The sequence below is a fragment of the Streptomyces sp. NPDC059499 genome (assembly GCF_042749285.1).
Lineage (GTDB): Bacteria > Actinomycetota > Actinomycetes > Streptomycetales > Streptomycetaceae > Streptomyces.
In genome coordinates this window covers 471069-496312 of record NZ_JBHYTT010000003.1, presented here as the reverse complement: position 1 = coordinate 496312, position 25244 = coordinate 471069, and the positions used below count along the sequence as shown (strand labels likewise).

Here is a 25244-nt window from a genome sequence, read left to right as displayed (position 1 = left end):
TCCGCAGGGCACCGTCACGTCGACCGGCCCGGTGGGCTCGATCTCAGGACGGGCGGCGCGTCGCGAACTGTTCCAGTGCCTCGACCACCAGTGCGTGGTCCTCGGCCTGGGGCAGGCCCGACACCGTGACCGTACCGATCACGCCCGCGCCCTCGACCGAGATCGGGAACGATCCGCCGTGCGCCGCGTACGTGTCCGGGTCCAGGCGGGAGGACTCCTCGAAGGTGGTGCCCTTCGCCCGGAAGCGGGTGCCCACCAGGTAGGAGCTCTCCCCGTACCGCTCCACGACCTTGCGCTTGCGGTCGATCCACGCGTCGTTGTCCGCACTCGAACCCGGCAGCGCGGCATGGAACAACTGCTGCGCGCCGCGCCGGATGTCGATCGCGACCGGGGCGTGCCGGTCGCGGGCCAGCGCGACGAGGAGGCCGCCCAGCGCGTACGCGTCGTCGTAGCTGAAGTGCGGCAGCGTCAGGCGCCGCTCCTGCGCGATGAGCTCGGAAATGGTCGGAGCGCTGGGGCTCATGCGTGCTGCTCCTCGTCGTGGTGGGGAAGAAGGGTGACCGAGACGCCCTCGCGGGCCGAGCGGCGCGCCGCCTCCAGGACGTCCAGCGCCGCGGCTGCCTGCAGAGCGGTCACCGGGTTCTCGCCGGTGCCGCGCAGGGCCGCCGCGACGGCCGCGTAGTACGCGGGGTAGTCGCCCGGGAGGGTACGGACCGGCTTGCCGCCGCCGGTCAGCGGCGACTCACCGGCGCCGAGCCGGCCCCACAGCTCCTCCGGCTCCTCGCCCCAGGGCTCGCCGGCCGACGGGCGGACACCGTCGCGCAGGGCCGCCTCCTGCGGGTCCAGGCCGTGCTTCACATAGCCGGCCTTCGAGCCGAGCACCCGGAAGCGCGGGCCCAGCTGGGCCGTCGTGGCACTGACGTACAGGTGCGAACGGATGCCGTTCGCGTGCGTGATCGCGATGAACGTGTCGTCGTCGGCCGCCGCACCGGCCCGGCGCACGTCGGACTCCGCGTACACCTGCACGGCGGGCCCGAACAGCGTGAGCGCCTGGTCGACGACGTGGCTGCCCAGGTCGAACAGCAGCCCGCCGATCTCCTCCGGGTCGCCCGACTCGCGCCAGCCGCCCTTCAGCTCCGGACGCCACCGCTCGAAACGGGACTCGAAGCGCAGTACGTCGCCGAGCTCGCCGTCCTCGATCAGCTGCGCCAGCGTGCGGAAGTCGTTGTCCCAGCGACGGTTCTGGAAGACCGAGAGCAGCAGCCCCCGGCCGTCCGCCAGCGCCGCCAGCTCGCGGGCCTCGGCGGCCGTGCCGGCGAGGGGCTTGTCCACGACCACGGACAGACCGGCCTCGAGCGCGGCCGTCGCGATCGGGACATGGGTCCTGTTCGGGGAGGCGATCACGATGAGGTCCAGCTCGTCCGCGCGCGAGAGGAGCTCGTCGGGCGAGGCCGCGAACCGCACACCGGGGAACTCGGCGCGGGCCTGCGCCTGCCGCTCCTCGTTCGAGGTGACGACCGTGTCGAGGACGAGGCCCTCGGTCGCGGCGATCAGCGGGGCGTGGAAGACGGAGCCCGCCAGGCCGTAGCCGACGAGTCCGACGCGGAGAGGGGCGTTGGCAGTCATGCAAACCACTTAAGCAACGCTGTTGCCAAAGTGCAAGCTATGGGGACAATGGTCGGGTGAACAGGAGCAACACCAGGGGCGGCGGCGGTGCGAACCTGCCGACCCTGCGCCACCACAACGCCTCGCTCGTGCTCGACCTGCTGCGCGTGGCCGGTGAGCGCGGGATCAGCAGGCTGGAGCTCGCCGAGCGCACCGGACTCACCCCGCAGGCCGTCAGCAAGATCACCGGCAGGCTGCGCGCGGAAGGGCTGGCGGCCGAGGCCGGTCATCTCGCCTCCACGGGCGGCAAGCCCCGCACGGTGCTGCGGCTGGTTCCGGACGCGGGGTACGCCGTCGGGCTCCACCTGGACCGCGACGAACTGACGGCCGTCCTGGTCGATCTGTCCGGCACCCCGGTCGGCACCCGGACCACCCCTCTCGACCTCGGCGCTCCGGCCGCCGAGGTCGTCGCGACCGCGGCCCGTGCGGTCCAGACGGTACGGGCAGGGGCGCCCCGGACCCAGGACCGGCCGGTCTTCGGCGTGGGGGTCGCGATGCCGGGCCCCCTGGACCACCGGGCCGGGGTACTGCACCGCGTCACCGGGTTCCCGCAGTGGGACGGCTACCCCCTGCGGGACGCGCTCGCCGAGCGGACCGGGCTGCCCGTCGTCCTCGACAAGGACACCAACGCCGCCGCCCTCGGCCTCGCCCTGCGCGAACGCGGCGCGGCCGACTTCGCGTATCTGCACCTGGGCACCGGTCTCGGCGCCGGGATCGTCCTCGGCGGGACGGTGCACCGCGGAGCCCGTACCGGCGCGGGGGAGTTCGGCCACCAGACCCTTCAGCTCGACGGCCCCCCGTGCGGCTGCGGCGGGCGGGGCTGCATCGAGGCGCTCTGCCTGGCCGCCGTGGCCCGCGGAGACATCGCCGAGGCGGCCCGGGTCCTCGGGGCGGGCGCCGCCAACCTCGTCGGGCTGCTCGACATCGACCGGGTCGTCCTCGGCGGCCGTACCGTCGCCGCCGACGAGGACACGTACGTACGCGGGGTGCGTGCCGTGATCGAGGAGCGCGCCCGCCGGGACGGCACCGGCGCCGCGGTGCCGGTCACCGTCGCGGGCGGCGGCGACCGCCCGGTCGCCGAAGGGGCCGCCCAGCTGGTCCTGGCGCCCGTGTTCGGCCGGGTGGGCGAGGGCGGGGACCAGGGCTGAACGAGTGCGGGGCGGGGCCGGTCGAGGGGTTTGTGACGCCCGAACGGGCGTTTCTTCCCCTTCCTCGGTGGCATCCCCCCGCTCGTGCGTGGCAGCGTCGCGTCCACAGTCGGTGGCCTTCCCGCCCCGACCGTTCGCGAGCAGCAAAGGGTGTCCCCCTATGCCCCCCAAAACCCCCGCACGACTGCGCGACGGCCGTGCCCTCACCAGCCTCGGGCTCGCAGCGGGCCTGGCCGTTCCCGTCGTCGTCCTCGGAGGCCCGGCCGCGATGGCCGTCCCGGTCACGGCGCCGGCGACCCCTTCCGCGGCCGTCGGCCTGCCTGATGCCGGACAGCCCGTCTGCGGCGATCCGGACGGCGAGGACTTCCCGATCGACACCAGGATCCACGGTGGCCCGGACACCTATGCGTCCGGCGGCGGCTACGGGACCTGGTACCTCGACCTGACCAACACGACGGCCGAGTCCTGCCACTCCATCCACCCCGTGCTGGTCCTGACCGACGAGGACCGGACGCTGACCCCCGAGCAGATCCAGCTGGAGTTCACCGAACGCGCGCACCCCGACGAGGAACACCGGGTCACCTGGGAGTCGACCGACCGGGACGAGCAGATCGGTGTCTTCGGCAGCGGCGAGGAGGACGAATTCGCAGGCTTCACCGTCCCCGCGAGGAAGACCGTCACCGTGGAGGTCCGGATGGCGTTCACCTCCGACACCCGGCCCGGCCGGGTCACGGCGAACGCGGCCATCGTCCAGCGGCGCTCCGCGAAGGACGAGCAGAAGCAGGCGGGCGGCACCGCCGACGGCGACTGGGTGGGGGAGTCGGCCGACTACCCCTTCGACATCGTCGAGGGCGACATCGACGGCGGAACCGACATCGACACGGGCAGCACCGACACCGACAGCGACACGGGCAGCACCGACACCGACACCGACACGGGCAGCACCGACAGCGGCACCGGAACGGACCGGGGCACCGGCACGGACAGCGGCACCGGCACGGATACCGGCAGCCCGCGGCGTGACGCTGCGGGCAACCCCCTGCCCGAACTCGCCCGCACCGGCGAGCGGTACGCCGCGCTGGCCGGCCTCGGGGCCGGGGCGCTGCTCCTCGGCGGAGCCGCCGCGCTGATCCACGCCCGGCGCCTGCGCCGCGGCCGCCGCTGAGCCCCACGACGGGTTTCCCTTGATCAACCAGTTCCGTCCGGCCGAACGGGCACCCTAAAATCAAGGACGTCGGCGCTGCACAGCGCGGTGCCGCCGGCGTCCGGCACCCCGAGTGCACAGTGCGTACGGCAGGAGCCCGTCCCATGGCAGAGCGCAAGCCGATCGAATCCTGGCTGACCGACATGGACGGGGTCCTGATCCACGAAGGCACGCCGATCCCCGGAGCCGACGCCTTCATCAAGCGGTTGCGGGAGTCCGGACTGCCGTTCCTGGTCCTGACCAACAACTCCATCTACACGGCCCGCGACCTGCACGCCCGCCTCAAGCGCATGGGCCTGGACGTGCCGGTGGCGAACATCTGGACCTCGGCCCTGGCCACCGCCCAGTTCCTGGACGACCAGCGGCCGCAGGGCACCGCGTACGTCATCGGCGAGGCGGGGCTCACCACCGCGCTGCACGACATCGGCTACGTCCTCACCGACCACGAGCCCGACTACGTGGTGCTCGGCGAGACGCGCACGTACAGCTTCGAGGCGCTCACCAAGGCGATCCGGCTGATCAACGGCGGGGCCCGCTTCATCTGCACCAATCCGGACGAGACCGGCCCGTCCGCCGAGGGCCCGCTGCCCGCCACCGGCTCCGTCGCCGCACTGATCACCAAGGCCACCGGCAAGGCCCCGTACTTCGCGGGCAAGCCCAACCCGCTCATGATGCGGACCGGACTCAACGCGATCGGCGCCCACTCCGAGACGTCCGCCATGATCGGCGACCGGATGGACACCGACGTGCTCGCCGGTCTCGAGGCCGGCATGCAGACGTTCCTGGTGCTCACCGGGCTCACCACGCACGCCGACATGGACCGCTACCCGTTCCGGCCGTCCACCGTCGTCGACTCGATCGCGGACCTGGTCGAACTCGTCGACCTGCCCGTGGAGTAACCGTCCCGGGCCGGAGGTCACCCGACCGGCCCACAGCGGATGCGGGGAGCAGTGACGCAGGTGAATCTGCCATCAGGAGGTTTACGATGCGTTCACTGCCCCTCACATTCTGTGCCACCCTGGCGGCCGCGACCATAGCCCTGCCCGCGTCCGCCGCACTGGCCGATTCCGAGACCAGGAACCACAAGGGTTCGGTCTCGGTCAGCCCGTCCACCGTCTCCCCCGGCGGGGAGGTCGAACTCCGGGTCGACGCCTGCGGGAAGAGCAGGTCGGCCACGGGGAACTCCGAAGCCTTCGTCTCCGAAGCGCGCTTCGCACCGGCCGACGGCAAAGGCCTCTTCGCCGAGGCCCGGATCCGCTCCGACGCCGCACCCGACGACTACGAGGTCTGGGTGACCTGCAAGGACGGCCACGGCAAGGCGACCGGCACCTTCACCGTCGTCCACCACAGCCGCCCCTCGCCCGTCGCCCCCGTCCGGGCCGGCGGCGGAGGCACCGCGACCCTCGCCGAACAGGCCGGCACCGAGCAGAGCGGTCCCGGGACCCGGCACGCGGTGATCGGGCTCGCCCTCGGCGCCGCAGCGGCCGTGACCGTCGCGTTCCGCAGTGCGCGACGCCGACGTTCGGCGCGGGACTGACATGCCGGCCTCCGACCGCCCCGCAGGATCCGGGCGGTTGCTGACCGGCGTCGCGTGGGCCGTCCTCCTGCTGGGGCTGTGGCTGTGGGGCCGTGAGGCCACCGACGGCAGCTCGGCGCCGACGACCGGTGACGTCGCCGCGGTGGGGCGCCCCCTGGGCGTACCGCTGCCACCGGCGCACGAACCCCTCGACGGGGCCACGCCGCAGCGGGTCGAGATCCCCTCGATAGGGATCGAGGCACCTGTCGTCGGACGCGGCCTCGACACCTCGGGTGCCATCGACCCGCCCCCGTACGAGATGCCGCAGACCGTCGGCTGGTACGACAGCGGCACCGAGCCCGGCACCAAGGGCGCGGCGCTCTTCGTCGGACACGTCGACACCGAGACGAAGCCGGCCGTCTTCTACGGGCTCAGCGCGGCCCGGCCCGGCGAGAAGATCAGGGTGAGCCGGTCCGACGGGACGGTCGCCGAGTTCACCATCGACGACGTGCAGGTCGTCACCCGGGAACGCTTCGACGCCGAGAAGGCCTACGGGCCCCGCGCGGACGGGCGGGCGGAGCTCCGGCTGATCACCTGCGGCGGCACGTACGACCGGAAGTCCCACGCGTACACGGCCAACGTGGTCGTCTCCGCGTATCTGACGGGCGAGAAGCGCGGCGCGGCCAGGAGCAGCGCCTGAGGCGGGACCCGGCACGCACACCGGGCCCGGCCGGCGGCCCGCTCCCCCTCGGAGTCGCCGGCCGGGCCGGTCCTCGACCGCGGTGCCCGGACTGCGGGAGAAGCCCGGCACAGCACGGGAGGTCGGTGGTCCGCACTGCAGGACACTGTAGGGCGGGGGACCGGCGCGGCCCAGTGGGTTTCTGACAGGACGTCCGGGTCCGAAGGAGACGTCCACCGCCCGGAGCGCTGTGCCAGGATGGATCCGACCGGTAGTACATCGCTGCGAGGGGGAATGGATGTACGGCAGTTACACCGGCCGGTCCGACGCGCGCACGCGCGCGAGGACGACCGGTCCGAGGGCCGGTACGGCAGCCGTGATCGGGGCGGTCCTGCTGCTCGCCGGATGCTCCTCGTCCGATGACGGGGACAAGAACGCGCCCGCCGCCGTCGACCAGCAGCCCAAGGGGACCGACCCGTACTGGGTCAACCCCGACGGGAACGCGGCGAAGCAGGTGGCCTCCTACGTGGAGGACGGCGACAGGAAGAACGCCGACCTGATCCGGAAGATCGCCGAGCAGCCGGTGGGCGAGTGGATCGGTCCGGACAATCCGCAGGAGGCGGCGAAGGGCTTCACCGAGGCCGCCGAGAAGGCCGACCGGGACGCCCTGCTGGTCCTGTACAACATCCCGCACCGGGACTGCGGACAGTTCTCCAAGGGCGGGGCGGCGGACGGCGACGCGTACCGGGCCTGGGTGGAGAGCGTCGCCAAGGGCATCGGGGACCGCCGGGCGACGGTCGTCCTCGAACCGGACGCGCTGCTGCACCTGGTCGACGGATGCACCCCGCAGGAGTTCCACGAGGAGCGGTACGACCTGCTGAAGGGCGCGGTCGTGCGGCTGAAGCAGCAGCCGGGCACCACGGTCTACGTGGACGCGGGCAACGCGGGGTGGCAGACGCCCGACGCGCTGTTCCAGCCCCTGCAGAGGGCGGGCGTCGGGGAGGCCGACGGCTTCGCCGTCAACGTGTCCAACTTCCAGACGACGGCGGCCAGTACCGAGTTCGGCAAGCAGTTGTCCGCGAAGGTGGGCGACAAGCCCTTCGTGATCGACACGAGCCGCAACGGCAACGGCCCGTACGACGGCGGCGACCCCGCCGAGAACTGGTGCAACCCGCCGGGACGGGCGCTGGGCGAGCCCCCGACGACCGAGACGGGCGACGACCTGGTCGACGCGTACCTGTGGGTCAAACGGCCGGGCGAGTCGGACGGCGACTGCAAGGGCGGGCCCAAGGCGGGCGACTGGTGGGCCGAGTACGCGCTGGGCCTGGCCCGCAACACGAAGTAGCCGAGGGCCCCGTGCGGCCTGCGCGGCCGCACGGGGAGCCTTCGGGCAGGGGTCCTAGGGGACCTCGACCCAGGTGCCCTCGGACGGCGTGCCCTGGTCGTCCGTGACGAAGAGCATGTACCAGCCCGACGGGACCAGTGCCCGGTTCTTCGGGACCTTCACCGTGACGCTGTCCGCGGACTTCTCCAGGTCCAGCGCGATCGACCGCTGGTCCGTGTCCGTGACGTGGGTGACCGCACTCGGCCGCATCAGCTTCGCCGAGGCGATGGAGGACGCGTGCTGCGTCGTGAACAGCCCCGTGCCGCCCCGCTTGATCCGCTTCGGGCCCGCCGTCAGTTCCGGTCGGGCATCGCGGTACAGGTACGGCGGCGTGTAGATCTCGATGCGCTGCTCGAACGTGCCGGGCCGCGTGTTCGACTCGTCCGAGTAGAGCGAGTCCGAACCGAAGATCATGACCCGTCCGTCGGGCAGCAGGACCGAGCCGGAGTGGTAGTTGCGGCCCACCGCCGGGTCCGCGACCCGCTTGTACGTGTCCGACTTCGCGTCGTACAGCCGGGCCTGCAGACTGTCCGAACCGCCGCGCCCGCGATAGTCGTTGGAGCCGCCCGTGACCAGCAGGGAGTCGTCGGGGAGGAGGGAGGCGCTCGGGTAGCGGGTGCCCTCGGACAGGGAAGCGCCGTCCTTGAACCTGGGGTCGTCCTCCCGGAGGTCGACCAGCCGCGACTTCTCGCTGGACTTCTCCGACTCGCCGACGCCGCCACCGCCGATCACCATGAACTTCTCGTCCTGGGCGGGAGGGAGCCGTACGGTCGCCGACGTCTCCATCTTGTCCGGGTCGCTGAGGCCGGGGATCTTCTCGAATTTGTTAGACTCCAGGTCCCAGATGCCGGGGGCGCGGCCGACGTTCGCGGGGCCGTAGCCGGCGTTGGAGCCGGAGTAGAAGAGCTTGCCGCTGTTCAGCAGGAAGACCGCCGGGTAGGTGGGGAACTTCCGGACGATGCCGGTGTACTCCCACTCCTTGGTCTTCGGGTCGTAGATCTCGTCCTTGCCGGGGACTATCTGCCCGATCTCGTCCAGGCCGGAGAGCGCGAGGACCTTGCCGTCCTTGAGCGTGGTCAGCGTGGGGTACCAGCGGGCCTCGTTCATCGGGTCGACGGTGATGTACTTCTCCGCCACCGGATCGAACTCGTAGGCCTCCTTGATGCCCTGGAAGTCCTTCTTGTCCAGGGCCAGCTTCTGCGCGATCCCGTATACGTTCCGGGTGTCGGAGCCCGACAGGCCGGCGATCCGGTAGTTGTCCTCGGTGCCCGTCTCGTACTTCGCACCGGACTTCTGCGCCTCGACGTAGATCCGGCCCAGCCCAGGGTCGTTGCGCAGGAAGGCGCCGGTCTGCTTGTCGAAGACCTTGGTGGCCTTCTCCACGAGCACCGGGTCCTTGGTGACGAACGTCCGGCCGTTCTCCTTGCCCGTGAAGCGGGTGCCCGCGGGCAGCGTGATCGGCTTGTCGGGGTCCTCGTTGTGGACGATCATCAGGCCGCCGGCCTTGGTGACGTCACCCTTGAGCTTCTCGTACTGCTTCGTGCCGCCGGCTATGAGGAGCTTGCCGTCGGGCAGTTGCGTGTGGCCCGCGCAGAACATGTCCTTCGGCGTCGCGATGTTCTTGTACGTGTTCGCCTTCGGGTCCCACAGCACGGAGCGGAAGCTCTTCGCGTCGAAGTTCTTCTGGTTGTTCCCCGAGCCCGCGACGAGCAGCACCTTGCCGGTGTGCAGCAGCGCCGCGTGGATCGTGTTGATCCGGTACTCGGAGGGAATGTCCAGGAAGTCCCAGTGGCCGTTCTCCGCCTTGTACTCCGGCTTGTTGATCGTGTACTCGTGGTAGCGCTCGGTGCCGACGCGGTACAGCCACGGACCGTTCGCGCCCGCGAGCGCCAGAACCACCGCCGTACTGATCGCCAGACGGCGGGTACGGCGGCTCGGACGGTACTTCATTGCTTACGTCCCCCAAGGGCGATCTGCATGGTCTGGTCGTTCCCGGCCCAGGTGGGCTGCTCCTGCGGAGCGTGCTCCGGCCGGGGGGTGCCGGGGCCGCCCCGGCGCTTCTTCTTCTTCGCGGCGCGGACGGAGTGCCGCCAGCCGAAGATCGGTGCCGCGGTGATCAGCAGGGCCAGGCAGGCCCAGGTCAGCATGGCCGGGTGGTTGTGCCCGTTGAAGAAGGACGCGGCGATCGACCCACCGAAGACCAGGATGAAGAACAGGTGGATACGGAAGGTGCCGAAGAGGGTGTCCGGGCTGGACGAGTCGCCCTTGGGCGTCACCACGAACGAGCTCTTGCGGCGCAGCACCGCGTCCATCAGCGAGCGGGCGTAGATCGGCGCGGAGAGTGCGGACATCACCATGCCGGCCAGGCCGCCGGAGCCCTCGGGCTCGTGCGGCGAGACGTTGTGGCGGCGGTTCCAGATGTAGAGGCCGATCTGGAGCGCGGAGGCGTTGCCGTACAGCATCATCCAGATCACCGGGTCGATCTGCACACCGGAGGCGCCCATGCCCAGGAACAGGGCGCAGCTCAGTGCCGCGAGGATCCAGTTCATCGCGGACATCGGGTAGAAGATGATCATCATCGTGTAGTTGAAGAGCTTGCCCGCGGGGAGCGAGAACCAGCCCTTCCAGTACTGCTTGAGGATCGTCTCGTACGTGCCCCGGGACCAGCGCAGCTGCTGGGTGAAGAAGTCCGTCCACGCGGTCGGGCCCTCGCCGACGGCCAGGACGTCCGGGGTGTAGACGGAGCGCCACTTCTTTCCGGTGAGAGGGTTGCGGTGGCGGTGGATCTCGAAGCCGGTGGCCATGTCCTCGGTGATCGAGTCGTACAGACCGCCGATCTGCTTGAGGGCCGAGATGCGTACGGCGTTGCTCGTGCCGACGAACATGGGTGAGCCGTAGCGGTTGCCGGCGCGCTGGATCAGCGCGTGGAAGAGGAACTGCTGGGACTCCGCGGCCTTCGTGACGAACGTGTCGTAGTTGCCGTAGACCTGCGGGCCGATGACGAAGCCGATGTCCGGGTCGCGGAAGTAGCCGAGCATCCGCTCCAGGTAGTTGGGCAGCGGGATGTGGTCGGTGTCCACGGACGCGAAGAAGTCGTAGGCGTCGCCGTGCGCGTCGAGCCAGGCGTTGTAGTTGCCGTGCTTGGTCTTGGCGCGGTGCGGGCCCTTGGCCTGGTTCCAGTGCGCGACGCCCTTGCGGGAGAAGTGGTGCACCCCGAGCCGGGCGCAGACCTCCTTCACCGCGGGGTCGTCGCCCTCGTCCAGCAGCCAGACGTGCATCAGTCCGCGGTGCCTGATCCTCACCGCTGCCTCGAGCGTCTTCGTCACCATCTCCAGGGGCTCCTTGCCCGGGACGAAGGAGGTGAGGAAGGCGACCCGGGTACCGGTCTCCGGGACGACGGGGACCGGGTCACGGGCCACCAGCGTCGCGTGCGCGTTCGACAGGACGTTCATCGTGCGGAAGAGCTCGATCAGGCCGATCGAGACGAGCATGACGATGTCGAGGATGAGCAGCGTGTCGTTCTTGAGGTTCGGGTCGCGCTCCGTCCAGTGCTCGGGCTGCATCAGCCAGGCGAAGAGGCCGAGCGAGAGGAGCGGTGCCGCACCCAGCAGCAGGGCCGCGCGGATCCGGTGCGGCTCCTGCGAGAGGAGCGAGCGGTACTGGACGGTGTACGGCCGGGTCGGGTCGGGCTGGGTCAGAGGCCCGGCGAGCCGGCTGTAGTGCTCGTAGTCGTAGCGCGGCAGCGCCTTCTTCGTACGCCGCCGTGATCCCCCGGTGCGCAGCTGCGGCGGTATCCGCAGCTGTGTCGTCCGGGAAGGGTCGTTGTCGTGCCGGTCGCCTGGCGGCGTCGACGTCATGGTCATCCCCCCGCACGCAAGCCGTCTGCGTGGTTGATCGGTCAATTCGTCCGCGGCCGGGTCCCCTCGTTCACCACGTCCGCACTCTGTGAAGGGCCACCGTCCACACAGACATGGAATGGAACCCTTCCGGTTGCATGATGCCTCCTCGGCGTCAACGCCCGAGCGGGACCCCCACCCCGCGGGCAAAGCAACCGGAACGCTTGCTTCCGTCGTCTCAACTGCATGGCGCCGAAGCCTCCTTGGCGTCGACGGCACCAGGACAGATTGTCCGACCTGTGGCGTGATCGCAAGGGTGAAACAGGCTGTTTACCGGGCATACGCACGATTTGGGTGACGTGTGTGAAGGGGCGTGCGGAGGTGGTTGCCGGCGCCACGGAACCGCGCTGCTCCCGGGTATACGAACAAGACCCCCTCACGCTCGGTGAGGGGGTCTTGCTGGTGCGTGCGCCGTCAGGGACTCGAACCCCGGACCCGCTGATTAAGAGTCAGCTGCTCTAACCAACTGAGCTAACGGCGCCTGCTGACCTGGAGAACTCTACCCGATCCGCCGGAGTGCTCCTGACCGATTCCCGGCCGGTACGGCCTGTCGGATGGTCGTTTTTTCCCTTTGGTCCGTCAACATGAGAAATGTCTGTCGTGAAGTTGAGATACGGAAGATCTGACGGTTGCGGAGGGGAAGAGGGAGTGGCATGACTGTGCCGGTCTTCGAGGAGTACGAACCCGCCATCGACTGCGGCTGCGCCGGGTGCGCCCGGCAGCGGCGCGCCGCCGCCGCGCTGCCGGTGAGGTACGGCGGCCACCCGGCCGCCCACGGCGCGCGGCGCGCGCTGGTGCTGGTCACCGCGGCCGGAATGGTCCTGTCCTGCGGGGCGGCCGAGGCGGCGTCCCTGGCCCACTGGAGTACGGGGGCCACCGGGGCCGCGGACCCCCAGCCCGTCACCCCGCAGGGCTCGGTCGGGCCCCTGAACGGCACCGGAGCCCCGGGGCCGCCGTCCGGGCCCGGCTCCGTGCCACGCGCGACGACCCGGACCGCCATCATGGACCGCGCCAAGAAGTGGGTGTCCTCGAAGGTCCCCTACAACATGGAGAAGTACTGGTCCGACGGGTACCGGCAGGACTGCTCCGGCTACGTGTCCATGGCCTGGAACCTCGGCAGCAACGAGTGGACCGGCAGCCTCGCCACGTTCGGGACGAAGATCTCCCGGGCCGATCTGCAGCCCGGCGACATGCTGCTCTTCCACAACCTGGCCGACCCCGCGGTGGGCTCGCACGTCACGATCTTCGGCGGCTGGAGCGACAGCACGCACAGTCACTACCTGGCCTACGAGCAGACCCGCCCGCACACCCGCAAGGCGACGACGCCCATGGCGTACTGGAGCAACTCGTCCAAGTACGTCGCGTACCGCCACAAAGGCCTCACAAGCGGAACGAGCGGCAGCGGGTCGGGCACCGCGTTCCCCGGGGTGAAGAAGTTCGGTTCCGGGGCCAACAACGCGCATGTGACCCGGCTCGGGAAGATGCTCATCGCCCAGGGCGGCAAACGCTTCTACAAGCAGGGCGCCGGGCCGCGCTGGAGTGACGCGGACAAGCGCGCCACGCAGGCGTTCCAGAAGGCGCAGGGGTGGAAGGGCAAGGAGGCGGACGGCATCCCCGGCCCGGACACCTGGAAGCTGCTGGTCAAGGGCAACGGGCGGAGGATTCCCGCCGCCGGGTCCGGCGGCAGCCCGAGCGCCGCCCCGGCGTATCCCGGGCGCGGCGTGTTCAGGCCTGGGCAGTCCAGCAGCCATGTCCTCAGGCTCGGCACCCAGTTGGTGGCGAAGGGATACGGCGCGCAGTACGTGACGGGCCCCGGCCGGAAGTGGACGGAGGCGGACCGCCGCAACGTCGAGGCGTTCCAGCGGGCCCAGGGCTGGCGCGGAGGCGCGGCCGACGGGTATCCGGGGCCGGAGACCTGGCGGCGGCTCTTCGCGTGAGGGCGGAGACACGGTAGCGGCGGTGTGGGAACGGAACGGACATGACGGAGGCTGGAATGCGATCCACGGAGAACGAGTGGGCCGGGGAGCCGGCGGCAGCCGGGTGCGACGAGCCGGGCGCGGTACCGGTGCCCGGTGCCGCGCCGGGTGGTGCTGTGCCTGATGCGGTGCCGGGCCCGGGGCCGGACGAGTCGCCGACCGGGTGCCCGGCGCAGGCCGAGGTGCCCGCGACCGGTGCGCGGGACGTGCCGGTGGCTGCCGAGCCGGTGCCGGTGCCGGCAGGTGTGGGTGTGGGTGTGGGTGTGGGTGTGGTGCCCGGACCCGGCGCGGGCGAGGCGTGGGGGGCCGGCCCTGCCGTCGCCCCCGTCACCGGTCACGCGCTTGCCGTGAAGCCGGATCCGGCTTCGGCTCTCGCGGTGGCTGTCGTGCAGGACTCGGGGGCCGTGGTGTCGCCGGATCCGGGAGCGACGGCTGTCGTGGCGCGCCCCGGTGAGGGCGGCCCGGCGGACCACGAACCGGATCCCGGCCCGCATCCCGGCCCGGATCCCAGGACCGATACGGAGACGGAGACGGAGACGGAGACGGAGACCGGGATCCGGCACGAAACCCGGCCCGAGACAGTTCCGGGTGCGGTGTTCGGGCTGTCCACCCCGATGAGCCGGAGTGCCGGGGTGACCGGGGCGGTCCTCGCCGCCGGCGCGCCGGGGGAGTGGGACCGGATGGGTGACGGCGGCGCGAGGCCCGGGTGGTGGGACTCGGCCCACGCCCCGGAAGGAGCCGCGGGCAACGGGGACCCGGGTGCGTGGTGGGGGGCAGGCCGGCGGCAGTCCGTCATCGCCAACGAGACGACCGCACCCATCCCCGTACACCTCCTCTTCCGTGACGACGACAGCCACGGCGGCCACGACAGCAAGCCCACCGGTGCCGCAACCGGAACCGGAATCAGCACCAGCACCGGAACCGGTCCTGGTGCCGACGCCGGCGCCGGTGTCGCGGTGCGGCCCCCCGGTGTCCGGCGGCCGCCCGTGCCGCGTTCGCCCCAGGAGCAGTCGCCCACCCGGCCCGCGCCCCTCGCCGATCCCAAGCTCGCCGAGCGGCCCGGGCCCGTGCTCCCCGGGTGGACCGCGCTGCTCACCGCGGCGGCCGGAACCGGCGCCGCACTCGCCCTGCTCTGGTGGACCGGCGCACTTCCCCCTGCCGTGACCGGCCGTCTCGGGATCGGCGCCCGCCCGTACGACGGCATCGGTACCGGGACCTGGGCGCTGCTCGCGCTCCCGGCGACCGTGGTGCTCCTCGCGCTCTGCGGTCTCGGACGCGGCCGGGTCGGGTACGCCTCGGTGCTCACCCTGTTCGGCGAGTACCGGGGCACCGCCCGGCGTACCGGTCTGATCTGGGTCTCCCCGCTCCTGCTGCGCCGCCGCGTCGACGTACGCCTGCGGCACTGGCGCAGTGAACCGCTGCCCGCCGTGGACGCGAGCGGGACCGCCCTGCGCGTCGTCGTCCTCGTCGTCTGGCGGATCAAGGACACCGTGCGGGCCGCGCTCGGTGTCGCGGACCACGAGCAGTACCTGAGGGACCAGGTGGAGGCGGCGCTCGCGCGCGTGCTCTCGCAGTTGCCCGCCGACGCCTTCCACGAGGAGACCCGGACCCTGCGCGACGCCGAGACCGTCGGCGACGCGCTGACCCGGATGCTGAAGGCGGACTGCGTACCGGTGGGCATCGAGGTGTACTCCGCGCAGCCGACCGGGATCGAGTACGCCCCGGAGGTCGCGGCGGCGATGCAGCGGTGCCGGGTGGCGGCCATCGACGCCAAGCACCGGGACGGCGTGCTGACCTCCGTGGTCGACGCGGTGGACGACACCGTCCGGCGGCTGACCTCGCGCGGCATCGTCGAGCTCGACGCCTACGAACACAAGGCGCTGGTCAGGGATCTGACGGTGGCCTTCTACACCGGTCGCAGCGGCGGGGAAGGGGCCTGACGGGCCCCGGGGGCCCGGCGGCGGCCGGCCGAAACCGTTCCCACATTGGTCTGGACATGTCCATGCCGCGTCAATAATCTGGGACTTGGTCTAGACCGCACAACTTGCGCGCAGCAAGAGCCCCCGGAACATCCCCCACGTTCTCTAGGAGCGACACAGCATGCGGAAAAGGGCAAGCGCGGCCGTCATCGGCCTTGCGATAGCGGGCGTCTCCATGTTCGCGACCGGCAGTGCCAGTAGCCACGGCTACACGGACACCCCCATCAGCCGGCAGAAGCTCTGTGCCAACGGCACCGTCACCAACTGCGGAAACATCCAGTGGGAGCCGCAGAGCGTCGAGGGGCCCAAGGGCTTCCCGGCGGCAGGACCCGCGGACGGCAAGATCTGTTCCGGCGGGAACGGTCAGTTCGCCCAGCTCGACGACCCGCGTGGCGGCAGCTGGCCCGCCACCAAGGTCACCGGCGGGCAGGGCTACGGCTTCCGCTGGCAGTTCACCGCGCGTCACTCCACGTCCGACTTCCGGTACTACATCACCAAGAACGGCTGGAACTCCAGCCAGCCGCTCACCAGGGCCGCGCTGGAGTCGCAGCCCTTCATGACGGTGCCCTACGGGAACCAGCAGCCCCCGGCCACGCTGACCCACCAGGGGACCATCCCCACCCAGAAGACCGGGAAGCACATCATCCTGGCCGTCTGGAACGTCGCGGACACCACCAACGCGTTCTACGCGTGCTCCGATGTCCAGTTCTGAGGCGTAGCCGGGTAACCGGCAGCACACAGCACAGTGGGCGGTCTCCGTTTACGGAAACCGCCCACTGTGTTGTCTGTGCGCCGTCAGGGACTCGAACCCCGGACCCGCTGATTAAGAGTCAGCTGCTCTAACCAACTGAGCTAACGGCGCCTGGTGACTCGAAAATAATACCTGGTCCTCAGGGGTGCTGGTGACACGTGCCCGCGTCACCCCGGTGGCCCCGTCTCCCACGGCCGAGGCGCCCTTCTCGCAGGGAAAGTCAGTTTCTTTCGTAAGTGATCTTCATTTTTGCGCAGCTCTTTGTAGGGTGAGTCCCGTGACGAAACGACGACTCTCTCAGGTGGCCGAGTACGCGGGTGTCAGCGAGGCGACGGTCAGCCGTGTCCTCAACGGCAGCCCCGATGTGGCGAGCACGACCCGCGAGGCGGTGCTGAGCGCGCTGGACGTGTGCGGCATCGAGCGCCCGCTCCGCTACCGCGCCGAACGGGCCGCACTGATCGGCCTGGTCGTACCGGATCTGCAGAACCCGATCTTCTCCGCGTTCGCCGAGGCCCTGTGCGGGCTCCTCAACAAGCGCGGGCTCATACCCGTGCTCTGCACCCGGACCGCCGACGGCGTCTCCGAGGCCCACTACATCGAGATGCTGCTCCAGCAGAACATCGGCGGCATCGTGTTCATCGGCGCCAGTTATGCCGACGCCGGCCCGGAACACGGCCGTGTACTGCGGGAACGCAAGGTTCCGATGGTGCTGCTCAACGCCGCGGACGAGAACCTCGGCGTCGCGCAGGTCAGGGTGGACGACGCGCTTGCCGCGGACCAGGCGCTGACCCATCTCGCGGCCCTGGGGCACGAACGGATCGGCATGGTCCTCGGCCCGGTGGGACACGTTCCCTCGGCCAGGAAACTCGCCGGTTTCGCCGCCTTCTGCGCACGCTCGGGCGTCGCCCCGGACGAGTGGCGGCGACGGGTGGCCCATGCGCTGTTCACGATGGAGGGCGGTGCCACCGCGCTGCCCCGGCTGCTGGCCGAAGGGGTCACCGGCATCGTTTGCGCCAGCGACGCACTCGCGCTCGGAGCGGTGCGGGGAGCCCGCCGCCAGGGGGTGTCCGTGCCGCGGGACCTCTCCGTGGTGGGCTTCGACGATTCCCCGTTCATGGTGGCCACGGACCCGCCGCTGACCACCGCGCGGCAGCCGATCCTGGCGATGGCCTCGGCGGTGGTCGCCTCGCTCATGACGCAGATCGACGGCCATGCGGGCGCAAACGACCTGATGATGTTCGACACCGAGCTCATCGTCCGGGGCTCCACGGCCGCCCGGCCCCGCTGAGCCGCCGGGGGCTCGCGGGGGAACCCCGTCCGTGTTTCTCCCGCAAGCCTCAGACATTAATTTCTTGCGTAGATGCATTGACTTCTTGCGTAACCGGCTTCTACCTTCAGCGCAGCTCAGTGCTCGGGGTCCGACAGCCCCGCAGTGGACCTCGAGGAAGGCACGATTCGCATGGATGGCATGCCCGGCATCAGCAGACGTCAGGTTCTCGGTTCGGCGACGGCCGTCGCTCTGGCCCTCGCGCTCACGGCCTGCGGCGGCTCCGCTCCCTCGTCCTCCGGTGTGGACAAGAACGGTGTGGTCACGGTCGTCGTGAACGGCATGCCGGCCAAGACGCAGCCGGTCGACCGCAAGAACTTCGCGGAGGACGTCAAGGCGTTCGAGAAGAGTCACCCGAAGATCAAGATCGACGCCCGTGAGGGCCAGATGGACCCCAAGACCTTCGCGGCCAAGCTCGCGGGCGGTCAGCTCGAGGACGTGTACTACGTCTATTTCACCGACCCCGCCGGACTGATCGAACGCCGTCAGGCGGCCGACATCAGCAAGTACGTCGGGGACGTGCCGTACTTCAAGGACATCGACCCGGCGCTGATGAAGGTCTTCAAGGACGCCGACGGCAAGACCTACGGCCTTCCGACCGGCAACTACTCGCTGGGCCTGCTCTACAACCGCGCCCTGTTCACGAAGGCGGGACTCGACCCCGACAAGCCCCCGGCCACCTGGGAGGAGGTGCGCACGGCCGCCAGGAAGATCAGCGCGCTCGGTGACGGCACCGTCGGGTACGCCGACTACAGCAAGAACAACCAGGGCGGCTGGCACCTCACCTCGTGGATCTACTCCATGGGCGGCGATGTCGCGAGCAGGCAGGACGGCAGGTGGAAGGCGGCGTTCAACAGCGACGCGGGACGCAGGGCACTCCAGGCGCTGCACGACATGCGCTGGACCGACAAGAGCATGGGCACCCGCCAGCTGCTGGAGATAGGCGACGTCCAGAAGATGATGGGCGCCGGGAAGCTCGGGATGTACATGGCAGGTCCCGACAACATCCCCACCATCGTCAAGCAGTTCGAGCGGGAGTACGAGGAGTACGGCCTGGCGGCACTGCCGGGCAACGCGACCCTCGGTGGCGGCGACGGCTTCATGTTCAACCCGAAGGCGTCCCCGGAGAAGATCAGGGCCGGACTCCAGTGGGTCCAGTGGAAGTACCTGAGGAGCCCCGAGCGCGAGGCGGTGGACAGCAAGCGGGCCAAGGCCGACGGCGTACCCATCGGGCTGCCGCAGCCGAGGCTCTTCGCCGGTGAGACGCAGGCGAAGGTCGACGAGATCCGCGCGGAGTACGCCAACACCCCGGTGGAGAACTACCGGCCGTTCGTCGAACGCAACGCGCAGGTGGAGACCAAGGTCGAGCCGCCCAACGCCCAGCAGCTCTACACGGTCCTCGACGGGGTCATGCAGTCCGTGCTGACCAAGGAGGACGCCGACATCGACGCTCTCCTCGCGGAGGCGGCGAAGAAGGCCGACGTCATCCTCGCCCCGGTGAAGTGACCGTGCCCGCCCAGCAGCTCTCCTCCGCCGTGGCGAAGAGCACCGACGAGGACGCGCCGCCGTCCGCACCCCGGCCCCCGGCCGGCGTGCGGCCGTCGGCCGGGGCGGGGAACTCCCGCCTCGGCCGGGCGGTGCGCGAGAACCTGGTCGCGTACCTCTTCCTGGCCGCCGGTGTCCTCTGCTTCGCGCTCTTCTCCTGGTACCCGATCGTGCGCGGTGTCCTGCTCGGCTTCCAGCAGGTCACCTTCGCCGAGCCCGCCCGGTGGGTGGGCCTGGACAACTTCCGGCGCCTGTTCGACGACCCGCTGTTCCTGACCGCCTGGCAGAACACCGGCTACTTCACCCTGCTCGCCCTCGTGTTCGGCTTCGCTGCCCCGTTCGCCACCGCCGTCATCCTGAACGAGCTGCGGCACGGACGCCCGTACCTGCGCATGACCGTCTATCTGCCGGTCATGCTGCCGCCGATCGTCACCATGCTGCTCTGGCGCTGGTTCTACGACCCGGGCCCCGGCCTGTTCAACAGCGCGCTGGAGGTCCTCCACCTGCCGGCCCAGCAGTGGCTGGAGTCGGAGAGCCTGGCGATGGTCTCCCTGGTCCTCGTCTCCACCTGGGCCAACATGGGCACCACCACCCTGATCTACCTGGCGGCGCTCGGCGGCATCCCCGGCGAGCTGTACGAGGCGGCCGAGCTCGACGGCGCGTCGATCCGGCAGCGGCTCTGGCACGTCACGATCCCGCAGATGCGCTTCATCCTGATGATCACGCTGCTGCTCCAGATCATCGGCACCATGCAGGTCTTCGTCGAACCCTTCGTCCTCACCGGCGGCGGACCCGACGACGCCACCGTCACCGTGCTCCTGCTCCTCTACCGCTACGCCTTCGTCTACAACGACTTCGGCCTGGCCAGCGCCATGAGCACCCTGCTCTTCGTGGTCCTCGGCCTCTTCTCCGTCGTCTATCTGCGCCTGACCCGGAGCAAGGGCTGAGAGGACTGCTGCCATGGCTGCCGAAACCCCCGTACGCACACTGATCGCACCCGCCGAGATGACCCGGCGCACCGGCAGGTTCCTCTACCGGTTCGTGCTCGTCGCCACCCTGACGGGCTTCACCATCGCCTTCGTGTTCCCGCTCTACTGGATGACGACGGGAGCGGTGAAGTCATCCTCCGAGCTCGCCGACCCCCACCCCACGCTGTTCCCCGAGAGCTGGCATCCGGAGAGCTACACCGAAGCCTGGACCAACGTCGGGCTCGGCCAGTTCTTCCTCAACACCCTGGTGCTGGCCCTCGGCGCCTGGCTGACCCAGATCCTGGTGGACGTGTCCGCCGCGTACGCGCTGTCCAAGCTCCGGCCGCTGCTCGGCAACGTCGTCCTCGGCATGATGCTGGCGACGCTCATGCTGCCGGTGTCCGCGCTGCTCGTACCGACGTACCTGACCGTGGTCGACGTGCCGCTCTTCCACGTCAACCTCATCAACACACCGTTCGCGATCTGGCTCCCCGCCGCCGCCAACGCCTTCAACATCTTCATCCTCAAACGGTTCTTCGACCAGATACCCGCCGAACTCCTCGACTCCGCACGGATCGACGGGGCAGGCACGCTCAGGGTCCTGGTCTCGGTGGTCCTCCCGCTGTCCCGGCCGGTGCTCGCCGTCGTGTCGATCTTCGCGGTCGTCGGCGTGTGGAAGGACTTCCTCTGGCCGATGCTCGTCCTCCCCGACGAGGCGAAGCAGCCGATCACCGTGGCACTCAACCGGCTCTCGGAGTTCATGCCGGCCAACCAGCTGCTGGCCGGAATGGTCATGGCGAGCATTCCCCTGCTCGTCCTCTTCCTGATCTTCCAGCGCCACATCATCGCAGGCCTCACCGCGGGCAGCCTCAAGGGCTGACCCGGCCCATCCCCCCCACAGGAAGGACACCCAGCCGTGTCTCCTGCACCAAGAAAGCGCTCCCACGCCGTACGGTTCATCCTCCCCCTGCTCCTGTCGATGCTCGGCGCCCTGCTGTACGGGGCGGCGACGGTGCAGGCGGCCCCCACGACGCTCGAAGCGGAGTCGGCCCGGCTGTCCGGCGGGGCCGCCGTGTCCACCGAGCACGGCGGTTACACCGGATCCGGCTTCGTCGGCGGCTTCACCGACACCAACAAGGGCTCCGCCTCGGTGTCCTTCGACGTCACCGCGGAAGCGGCCGGCGGCGGCACCCTCACCCTCCGGTACGCCAACGGCACCACCGCCACGATGACGCTGAGCCTGTACGTCAACGGAGCCAAGGTCCGCCAGGTCGCCCTCCCCGCCACGGCGAACTGGGGCACCTGGGCCACGCACCAGGAGCCGGTGACCTACGCGAAGGGCGCCAACACCGTCGCCTGGACGTTCACCACTGCCGACAGCGGCAACGTCAACATCGACAACGCCACCGCGGACACTCCGGCCACCCCCACGGACCCCGGTCCCACCACCCTGACCCACCAGGCCGAGGACGCGTTCGTCTCCGGCGGCCCGGCGCGGGCCACGGCGGCCACCGGCTACGAGGGCAGTGCCTACCTCTCCGGCTTCACCACCCCCGGAGCCCGCGCCGTCTTCGCGGTCGACGCCCCGAGCGCCGCCACCTACCCGCTGACGCTGCGCTACCGCACCCCCGACACCGCGGCCTCCACCGTCACCCTGCTCGCCAACGGCACCACCGTCCGCCGGGTGACCCTGCCCGGCACCGGCGGCGCCTGGCAGAGCGCCGCCACCGACGTCCCCCTGCGCGCCGCGCTCAACCACATCGGCCTGCGCACCGCATCCGGTGACAACGGCACCCTCCAGCTCGACGGCATAGGCATCACCGGCTCCACACCCAACAGCACCCGGGGCGCGACCCTCCCGTACACCACGTACGAGGCGGAGAACGGCAGCACCAACGCCACCACCATCGGCCCCGACCGCACCTACCTCACCGTCCCGTCCGAGGCGTCCGGCCGCAGGGCCGTCGTCCTGGACGCCACCGGCGAATACGTGCAGTTCACCCTGACCGAGCCCGCCAACGCCCTGACCCTGCGCTACTCCGTCCCGGACAACACCGCGGGCACCGGCATCGACACCACCCTCAGCGTCTACGCCGACGGCACCCAGCTCCGGGACCTGCCCCTCAGTTCCAAGTACAGCTGGGTGTACGGCGGCTACCCCTACAACAACGATCCGTCCCAGGGCTCGGGCCACCACTTCTTCGACGAGACCCGCTCCCTCCTGACCGGCGCGCTCCCCGCCGGCACCGTGCTGAGGTTCCAGAAGGACGCGGGCGACACCGCCGCCTCCTACACCCTGGACCTCGTCGAGGCCGAGACCGCGCCGGCCGCCCTCGCCATGCCGTCCACCGGCTTCGTCTCCGCGACCACGCTCGGTGTCACCCCGGGCGACTCCACCGACGACACCGCCGCCCTCAACTCGGCGCTCAGCAATGCCACCTCGCAGGGCAAGGGGCTGTGGCTGCCCGCCGGCACGTACAACATCTCCGGGCACGTCAACCTCACCGGAGCCGACCTGCGCGGCGCCGGCCAGTGGCACACCGTCCTGCGCGGCAGCAACGGCAAGGGCGGGCTCTTCGGGCGCGGCGGCACCAGCAACGTCCAGGACCTGATGATCGCCGGTGACGTCTCCTACCGCGACGACGCCAACTTCCACGCCGCGATCGAGGGCGACTTCGGCAAGGGATCCACGCTGGCGAACATCTGGATGCAGCACACCAAGGTCGGCCTCTGGATCGACGCCCCGACCGACGGCCTCTACGCCTCCGGACTCCGCATCCGCGACACCTTCGCGGACGGCGTCAACCTCCACAAGGGCACGAAGGCGAGCGAGGTCTCCCAGAGCAGCGTCCGCAACACCGGGGACGACGGACTCGCGATGTTCTCCGAGGCCCAGGCCGTCACCGACAGCGCGTTTCGCTTCAACACCGTGCAGCTCCCGATGCTCGCCAACACCGTCGGCATCTACGGCGGTCACGGCAACCGGGTCGAGGACAACGTCCTCGCCGACACGGTCACCGGCTCCTCCGGCATCGCGATCAGCAGCCGCTTCGCCCCGGTCCCCTTCAGCGGAACGACCTCCGTCCAGCGCAACACCCTGACCCGGACAGGTGGTTACGAACCCAACTGGCAGAGCAAGCTCGGCGCCCTGTGGATCTACGCCGACTCCTCCGACATCACCGCGCCCGTCCTCGTCAAGGACAACGAGATCCTCGACAGCACCTACAGCGGCCTCCTCGTCTCCTGGCAGAAGAACGTGGCCGCACTCACCGTCGACGGCCTGAAGATCGACAAGGCCGGTTCGTACGGCATCGAGATCAACTCCGCGGGCGCCGGGACCTTCTCCCGCGTCACCGTCAGCGGCGCCACCGACGGCGGTCTGTCCGGCGTCGGCGGCTTCACCATCACCCGGGGTGCCGGCAACACCGGCTGGTAGCCCGACGACCGGTGCGGGCCCGCCCTGACGCGGGCCCGCACCGCCTTTCACCGATCGAGCAAGGAGTCTCAGTGACCACCCACTGGTGGCGGCACGCCGCGATCTACCAGATCTACGTACGCAGCTTCGCCGACGGCGACGGAGACGGCACCGGCGACCTCGCCGGAGTCCGCAGCCGCCTGCCGTACCTGCGCGAACTCGGCGTCGACGCCCTGTGGTTCACCCCCTGGTACACCTCGCCCATGGCCGACGGCGGCTACGACGTGGCGGACTACCGCGACATCGACCCGCTCTTCGGCACCCTTGCCGAGGCCGAACACCTCGTCGTCGCAGCCCATGAACACGGGCTGCGCGTCCTGATCGACCTGGTGCCCAACCACTGCTCCGACCAGCACGTCTGGTTCCGCGACGCGCTCGCGGCGGGTCCGGGAGCGGCGGAGCGGGAACGCTTCTGGTTCGTCCCCGGCCGCGGGGAGAGCGGCGAACTGCCGCCCAACGACTGGACCTCCTACTTCGGCGGCAGCGCCTGGACGCGGGTGACGGAGGCGGACGGCAGCGCCGGGCCCTGGTACCTACACATGTTCGCTCCCGAACAGCCGGACCTGAACTGGGAACACCCGCAGATACGGGCCGAGTTCGAGGACATCCTGCGGTTCTGGCTGGACCGGGGCGTCGACGGGTTCCGTATCGACGTGGCCCACGGTCTGGAGAAGAAGCCGGGCCTGCCGGACGTCGGCCCCGACCCGGACGTCACGGACCTGCCCTACCAGGACTGCGACGCGGTGCACGACATCTACCGGTCCTGGCGCAAGATCCTCGACGAGTACGACGGCGAGCGCACGTTCGTCGGCGAGGTCTGGCTGCCGACACCCGAGCAGTCGGCGCGCTACCTGCGCCCGGACGAGCTCCACTCGGCGTTCAACTTCGACTTCCTGTGCTGCTCGTGGGACGCGGACGCGCTGCGCCGCGTCATCGAGGAGACCCTCGCCGGGCACGCACCCGTGGCGGCGCCGCCCACCTGGGTGCTCTCCAACCACGACACGATCCGGCACGTCACACGGTACGGGCGGGCGGACACCTCGTTCGACATGGGGGACAAGCGGCTGCTCGACCCGAGCGATCCGGTCCTGGGCCGCCGCCGGGCGCGGGCGGCGGCACTGCTGACGCTGGCGCTGCCCGGCGGGGTGTACGTGTACCAGGGCGACGAGCTGGGCCTGCCGGAGGTGCAGGACCTGCCCGACGCGGTGATCCAGGACCCCACGTTCGTCCGCTCGGGCGGGGCGGACCGGGGGCGCGACGGGTGCCGGATCCCGCTGCCGTGGGGACCGGGCCCCTCGCTGGGCTTCTCGCCGGACGGGGCCGCGACGCCCTGGCTGCCGCAGCCGGAGTCGTGGTCCGCCCTGAGCGTGTCGGCCCAGCACACGGACCCGGAGTCCTTCCTCACCCTCTACCGTGCCGCGCTGGCTCTGCGCCGCGAACGCCTGGTGCCTCTGCCGGAGTCACTGACGTGGGTGGAGTCGGGCGCGGGGACGGTGTGCTTCGACCGGGGCCCCGGCGGATTCCGCTGCCTGCTGAACATCTCGGCGGAACCGGTCGCCCTGCCGCCGGGCGCGGAAGTCCTGCTCGCCAGCGGCCCGCTCCCGGACGGCGTCCTGCCCCCGGACACGGCGGCGTGGCTGGACCTCTAGCGCGGGGTTCCGTCCTCGATCGCCGGACGGGGCACACTTCAAGCCCGTCCGGCGATTGAGGACAATGACGATCCCAGGGCGC

General features: G+C 70.4%; 19 protein-coding genes and 2 tRNA genes. 15 read left to right on the top strand and 6 right to left on the bottom strand.

From position 1 onward, the window contains the following. Positions 1-43: 43 nt before the first annotated feature. Positions 44-523: a heme-degrading domain-containing protein gene (locus ACFW9O_RS10925; protein WP_384607457.1), complete on the bottom strand. Its 480-nt coding sequence runs from the start codon at positions 521-523 to the stop codon at positions 44-46. Then, the gene (locus ACFW9O_RS10920) at positions 520-1626 is read right to left on the bottom strand and encodes a Gfo/Idh/MocA family oxidoreductase (RefSeq protein WP_384607454.1); all 1107 of its coding nucleotides are present in this window, start codon (positions 1624-1626) and stop codon (positions 520-522) included. The genes ACFW9O_RS10925 and ACFW9O_RS10920 overlap by 4 nt, the downstream gene beginning before the upstream one ends. Positions 1627-1682: 56 nt before the next feature. Between ACFW9O_RS10920 and ACFW9O_RS10915 the strand changes: the two genes are divergently transcribed. The 6 genes from ACFW9O_RS10915 to ACFW9O_RS10890 all read left to right on the top strand — a co-directional run bounded on the left by ACFW9O_RS10915 (position 1683) and on the right by ACFW9O_RS10890 (position 7557). After that, on the top strand, positions 1683-2813 hold the full coding sequence (locus ACFW9O_RS10915; RefSeq protein WP_384607453.1) for an ROK family protein: 1131 nt from the start codon (positions 1683-1685) through the stop codon (positions 2811-2813). 160 nt (positions 2814-2973) lie between these two features. Next, complete coding sequence (locus tag ACFW9O_RS10910) at positions 2974-3978, top strand: hypothetical protein (RefSeq protein WP_384607450.1); 1005 nt, start codon at positions 2974-2976, stop codon at positions 3976-3978. A 143-nt stretch (positions 3979-4121) separates the two neighbouring features. Next, the gene (locus ACFW9O_RS10905; RefSeq protein ID WP_329210738.1) at positions 4122-4916 is read left to right on the top strand and encodes an HAD-IIA family hydrolase; all 795 of its coding nucleotides are present in this window, start codon (positions 4122-4124) and stop codon (positions 4914-4916) included. An 86-nt stretch (positions 4917-5002) separates the two neighbouring features. After that, positions 5003-5554, top strand: coding sequence for a hypothetical protein (locus ACFW9O_RS10900; RefSeq protein ID WP_384607447.1), 552 nt, complete (start codon positions 5003-5005; stop codon positions 5552-5554). Between the two features lies 1 nt (position 5555). Then, entirely contained in the window at positions 5556-6233 is a 678-nt protein-coding gene (locus ACFW9O_RS10895; RefSeq protein ID WP_384607444.1) for a class F sortase, read from the top strand. A gap of 277 nt (positions 6234-6510) precedes the next feature. After that, on the top strand, positions 6511-7557 hold the full coding sequence (locus ACFW9O_RS10890; RefSeq protein ID WP_384607441.1) for a glycoside hydrolase family 6 protein: 1047 nt from the start codon (positions 6511-6513) through the stop codon (positions 7555-7557). Positions 7558-7611: 54 nt separating this feature from the next. On the opposite strand, the gene ACFW9O_RS10885 is transcribed toward ACFW9O_RS10890, so the two are convergent. From ACFW9O_RS10885 to ACFW9O_RS10875, 3 genes are all read right to left on the bottom strand, one after another. Continuing rightward, positions 7612-9546, bottom strand: a complete 1935-nt coding sequence (locus ACFW9O_RS10885) for a kelch motif-containing protein (protein ID WP_351167662.1) — start codon at positions 9544-9546, stop codon at positions 7612-7614. Beyond that, positions 9543-11453, bottom strand: a complete 1911-nt coding sequence (locus ACFW9O_RS10880; RefSeq protein ID WP_384607439.1) for a glycosyltransferase family 2 protein — start codon at positions 11451-11453, stop codon at positions 9543-9545. Before ACFW9O_RS10880 ends, ACFW9O_RS10885 begins: the two co-directional genes overlap by 4 nt. Positions 11454-11899: 446 nt before the next feature. After that, a tRNA-Lys gene (locus ACFW9O_RS10875) sits at positions 11900-11973 on the bottom strand. Between the two features lie 172 nt (positions 11974-12145). Between ACFW9O_RS10875 and ACFW9O_RS10870 the strand changes: the two genes are divergently transcribed. From ACFW9O_RS10870 to ACFW9O_RS10860, 3 genes are all read left to right on the top strand, one after another. Continuing rightward, on the top strand, positions 12146-13429 hold the full coding sequence (locus ACFW9O_RS10870) for a peptidoglycan-binding protein (RefSeq protein ID WP_384607437.1): 1284 nt from the start codon (positions 12146-12148) through the stop codon (positions 13427-13429). A 56-nt stretch (positions 13430-13485) separates the two neighbouring features. Continuing rightward, positions 13486-15408, top strand: coding sequence for an SPFH domain-containing protein (locus tag ACFW9O_RS10865; RefSeq protein WP_384607435.1), 1923 nt, complete (start codon positions 13486-13488; stop codon positions 15406-15408). A 160-nt stretch (positions 15409-15568) separates the two neighbouring features. Then, positions 15569-16159, top strand: a complete 591-nt coding sequence (locus ACFW9O_RS10860; RefSeq protein ID WP_384607432.1) for a lytic polysaccharide monooxygenase — start codon at positions 15569-15571, stop codon at positions 16157-16159. Between the two features lie 76 nt (positions 16160-16235). Here ACFW9O_RS10860 and ACFW9O_RS10855 read toward each other — a convergent pair. After that, a tRNA-Lys gene (locus ACFW9O_RS10855) sits at positions 16236-16309 on the bottom strand. Between the two features lie 166 nt (positions 16310-16475). Here ACFW9O_RS10855 and ACFW9O_RS10850 point away from each other — a divergent pair. From ACFW9O_RS10850 to ACFW9O_RS10825, 6 genes are all read left to right on the top strand, one after another. Continuing rightward, a complete protein-coding gene (locus ACFW9O_RS10850; RefSeq protein WP_384607429.1) occupies positions 16476-17486 on the top strand; it encodes a LacI family DNA-binding transcriptional regulator in 1011 nt (336 codons plus the stop codon). A 171-nt stretch (positions 17487-17657) separates the two neighbouring features. Next, the gene (locus ACFW9O_RS10845; protein WP_384607426.1) at positions 17658-19031 is read left to right on the top strand and encodes an extracellular solute-binding protein; all 1374 of its coding nucleotides are present in this window, start codon (positions 17658-17660) and stop codon (positions 19029-19031) included. 2 nt (positions 19032-19033) lie between these two features. Then, a complete protein-coding gene (locus tag ACFW9O_RS10840; RefSeq protein WP_384607423.1) occupies positions 19034-20017 on the top strand; it encodes a carbohydrate ABC transporter permease in 984 nt (327 codons plus the stop codon). A gap of 13 nt (positions 20018-20030) precedes the next feature. Next, positions 20031-20918, top strand: a complete 888-nt coding sequence (locus ACFW9O_RS10835) for a carbohydrate ABC transporter permease (RefSeq protein ID WP_384607421.1) — start codon at positions 20031-20033, stop codon at positions 20916-20918. Between the two features lie 36 nt (positions 20919-20954). Then, on the top strand, positions 20955-23474 hold the full coding sequence (locus tag ACFW9O_RS10830; protein ID WP_384607418.1) for a CBM35 domain-containing protein: 2520 nt from the start codon (positions 20955-20957) through the stop codon (positions 23472-23474). A gap of 71 nt (positions 23475-23545) precedes the next feature. Next, positions 23546-25162, top strand: a complete 1617-nt coding sequence (locus tag ACFW9O_RS10825) for a glycoside hydrolase family 13 protein (RefSeq protein ID WP_384607415.1) — start codon at positions 23546-23548, stop codon at positions 25160-25162. Positions 25163-25244: the final 82 nt, after the last annotated feature.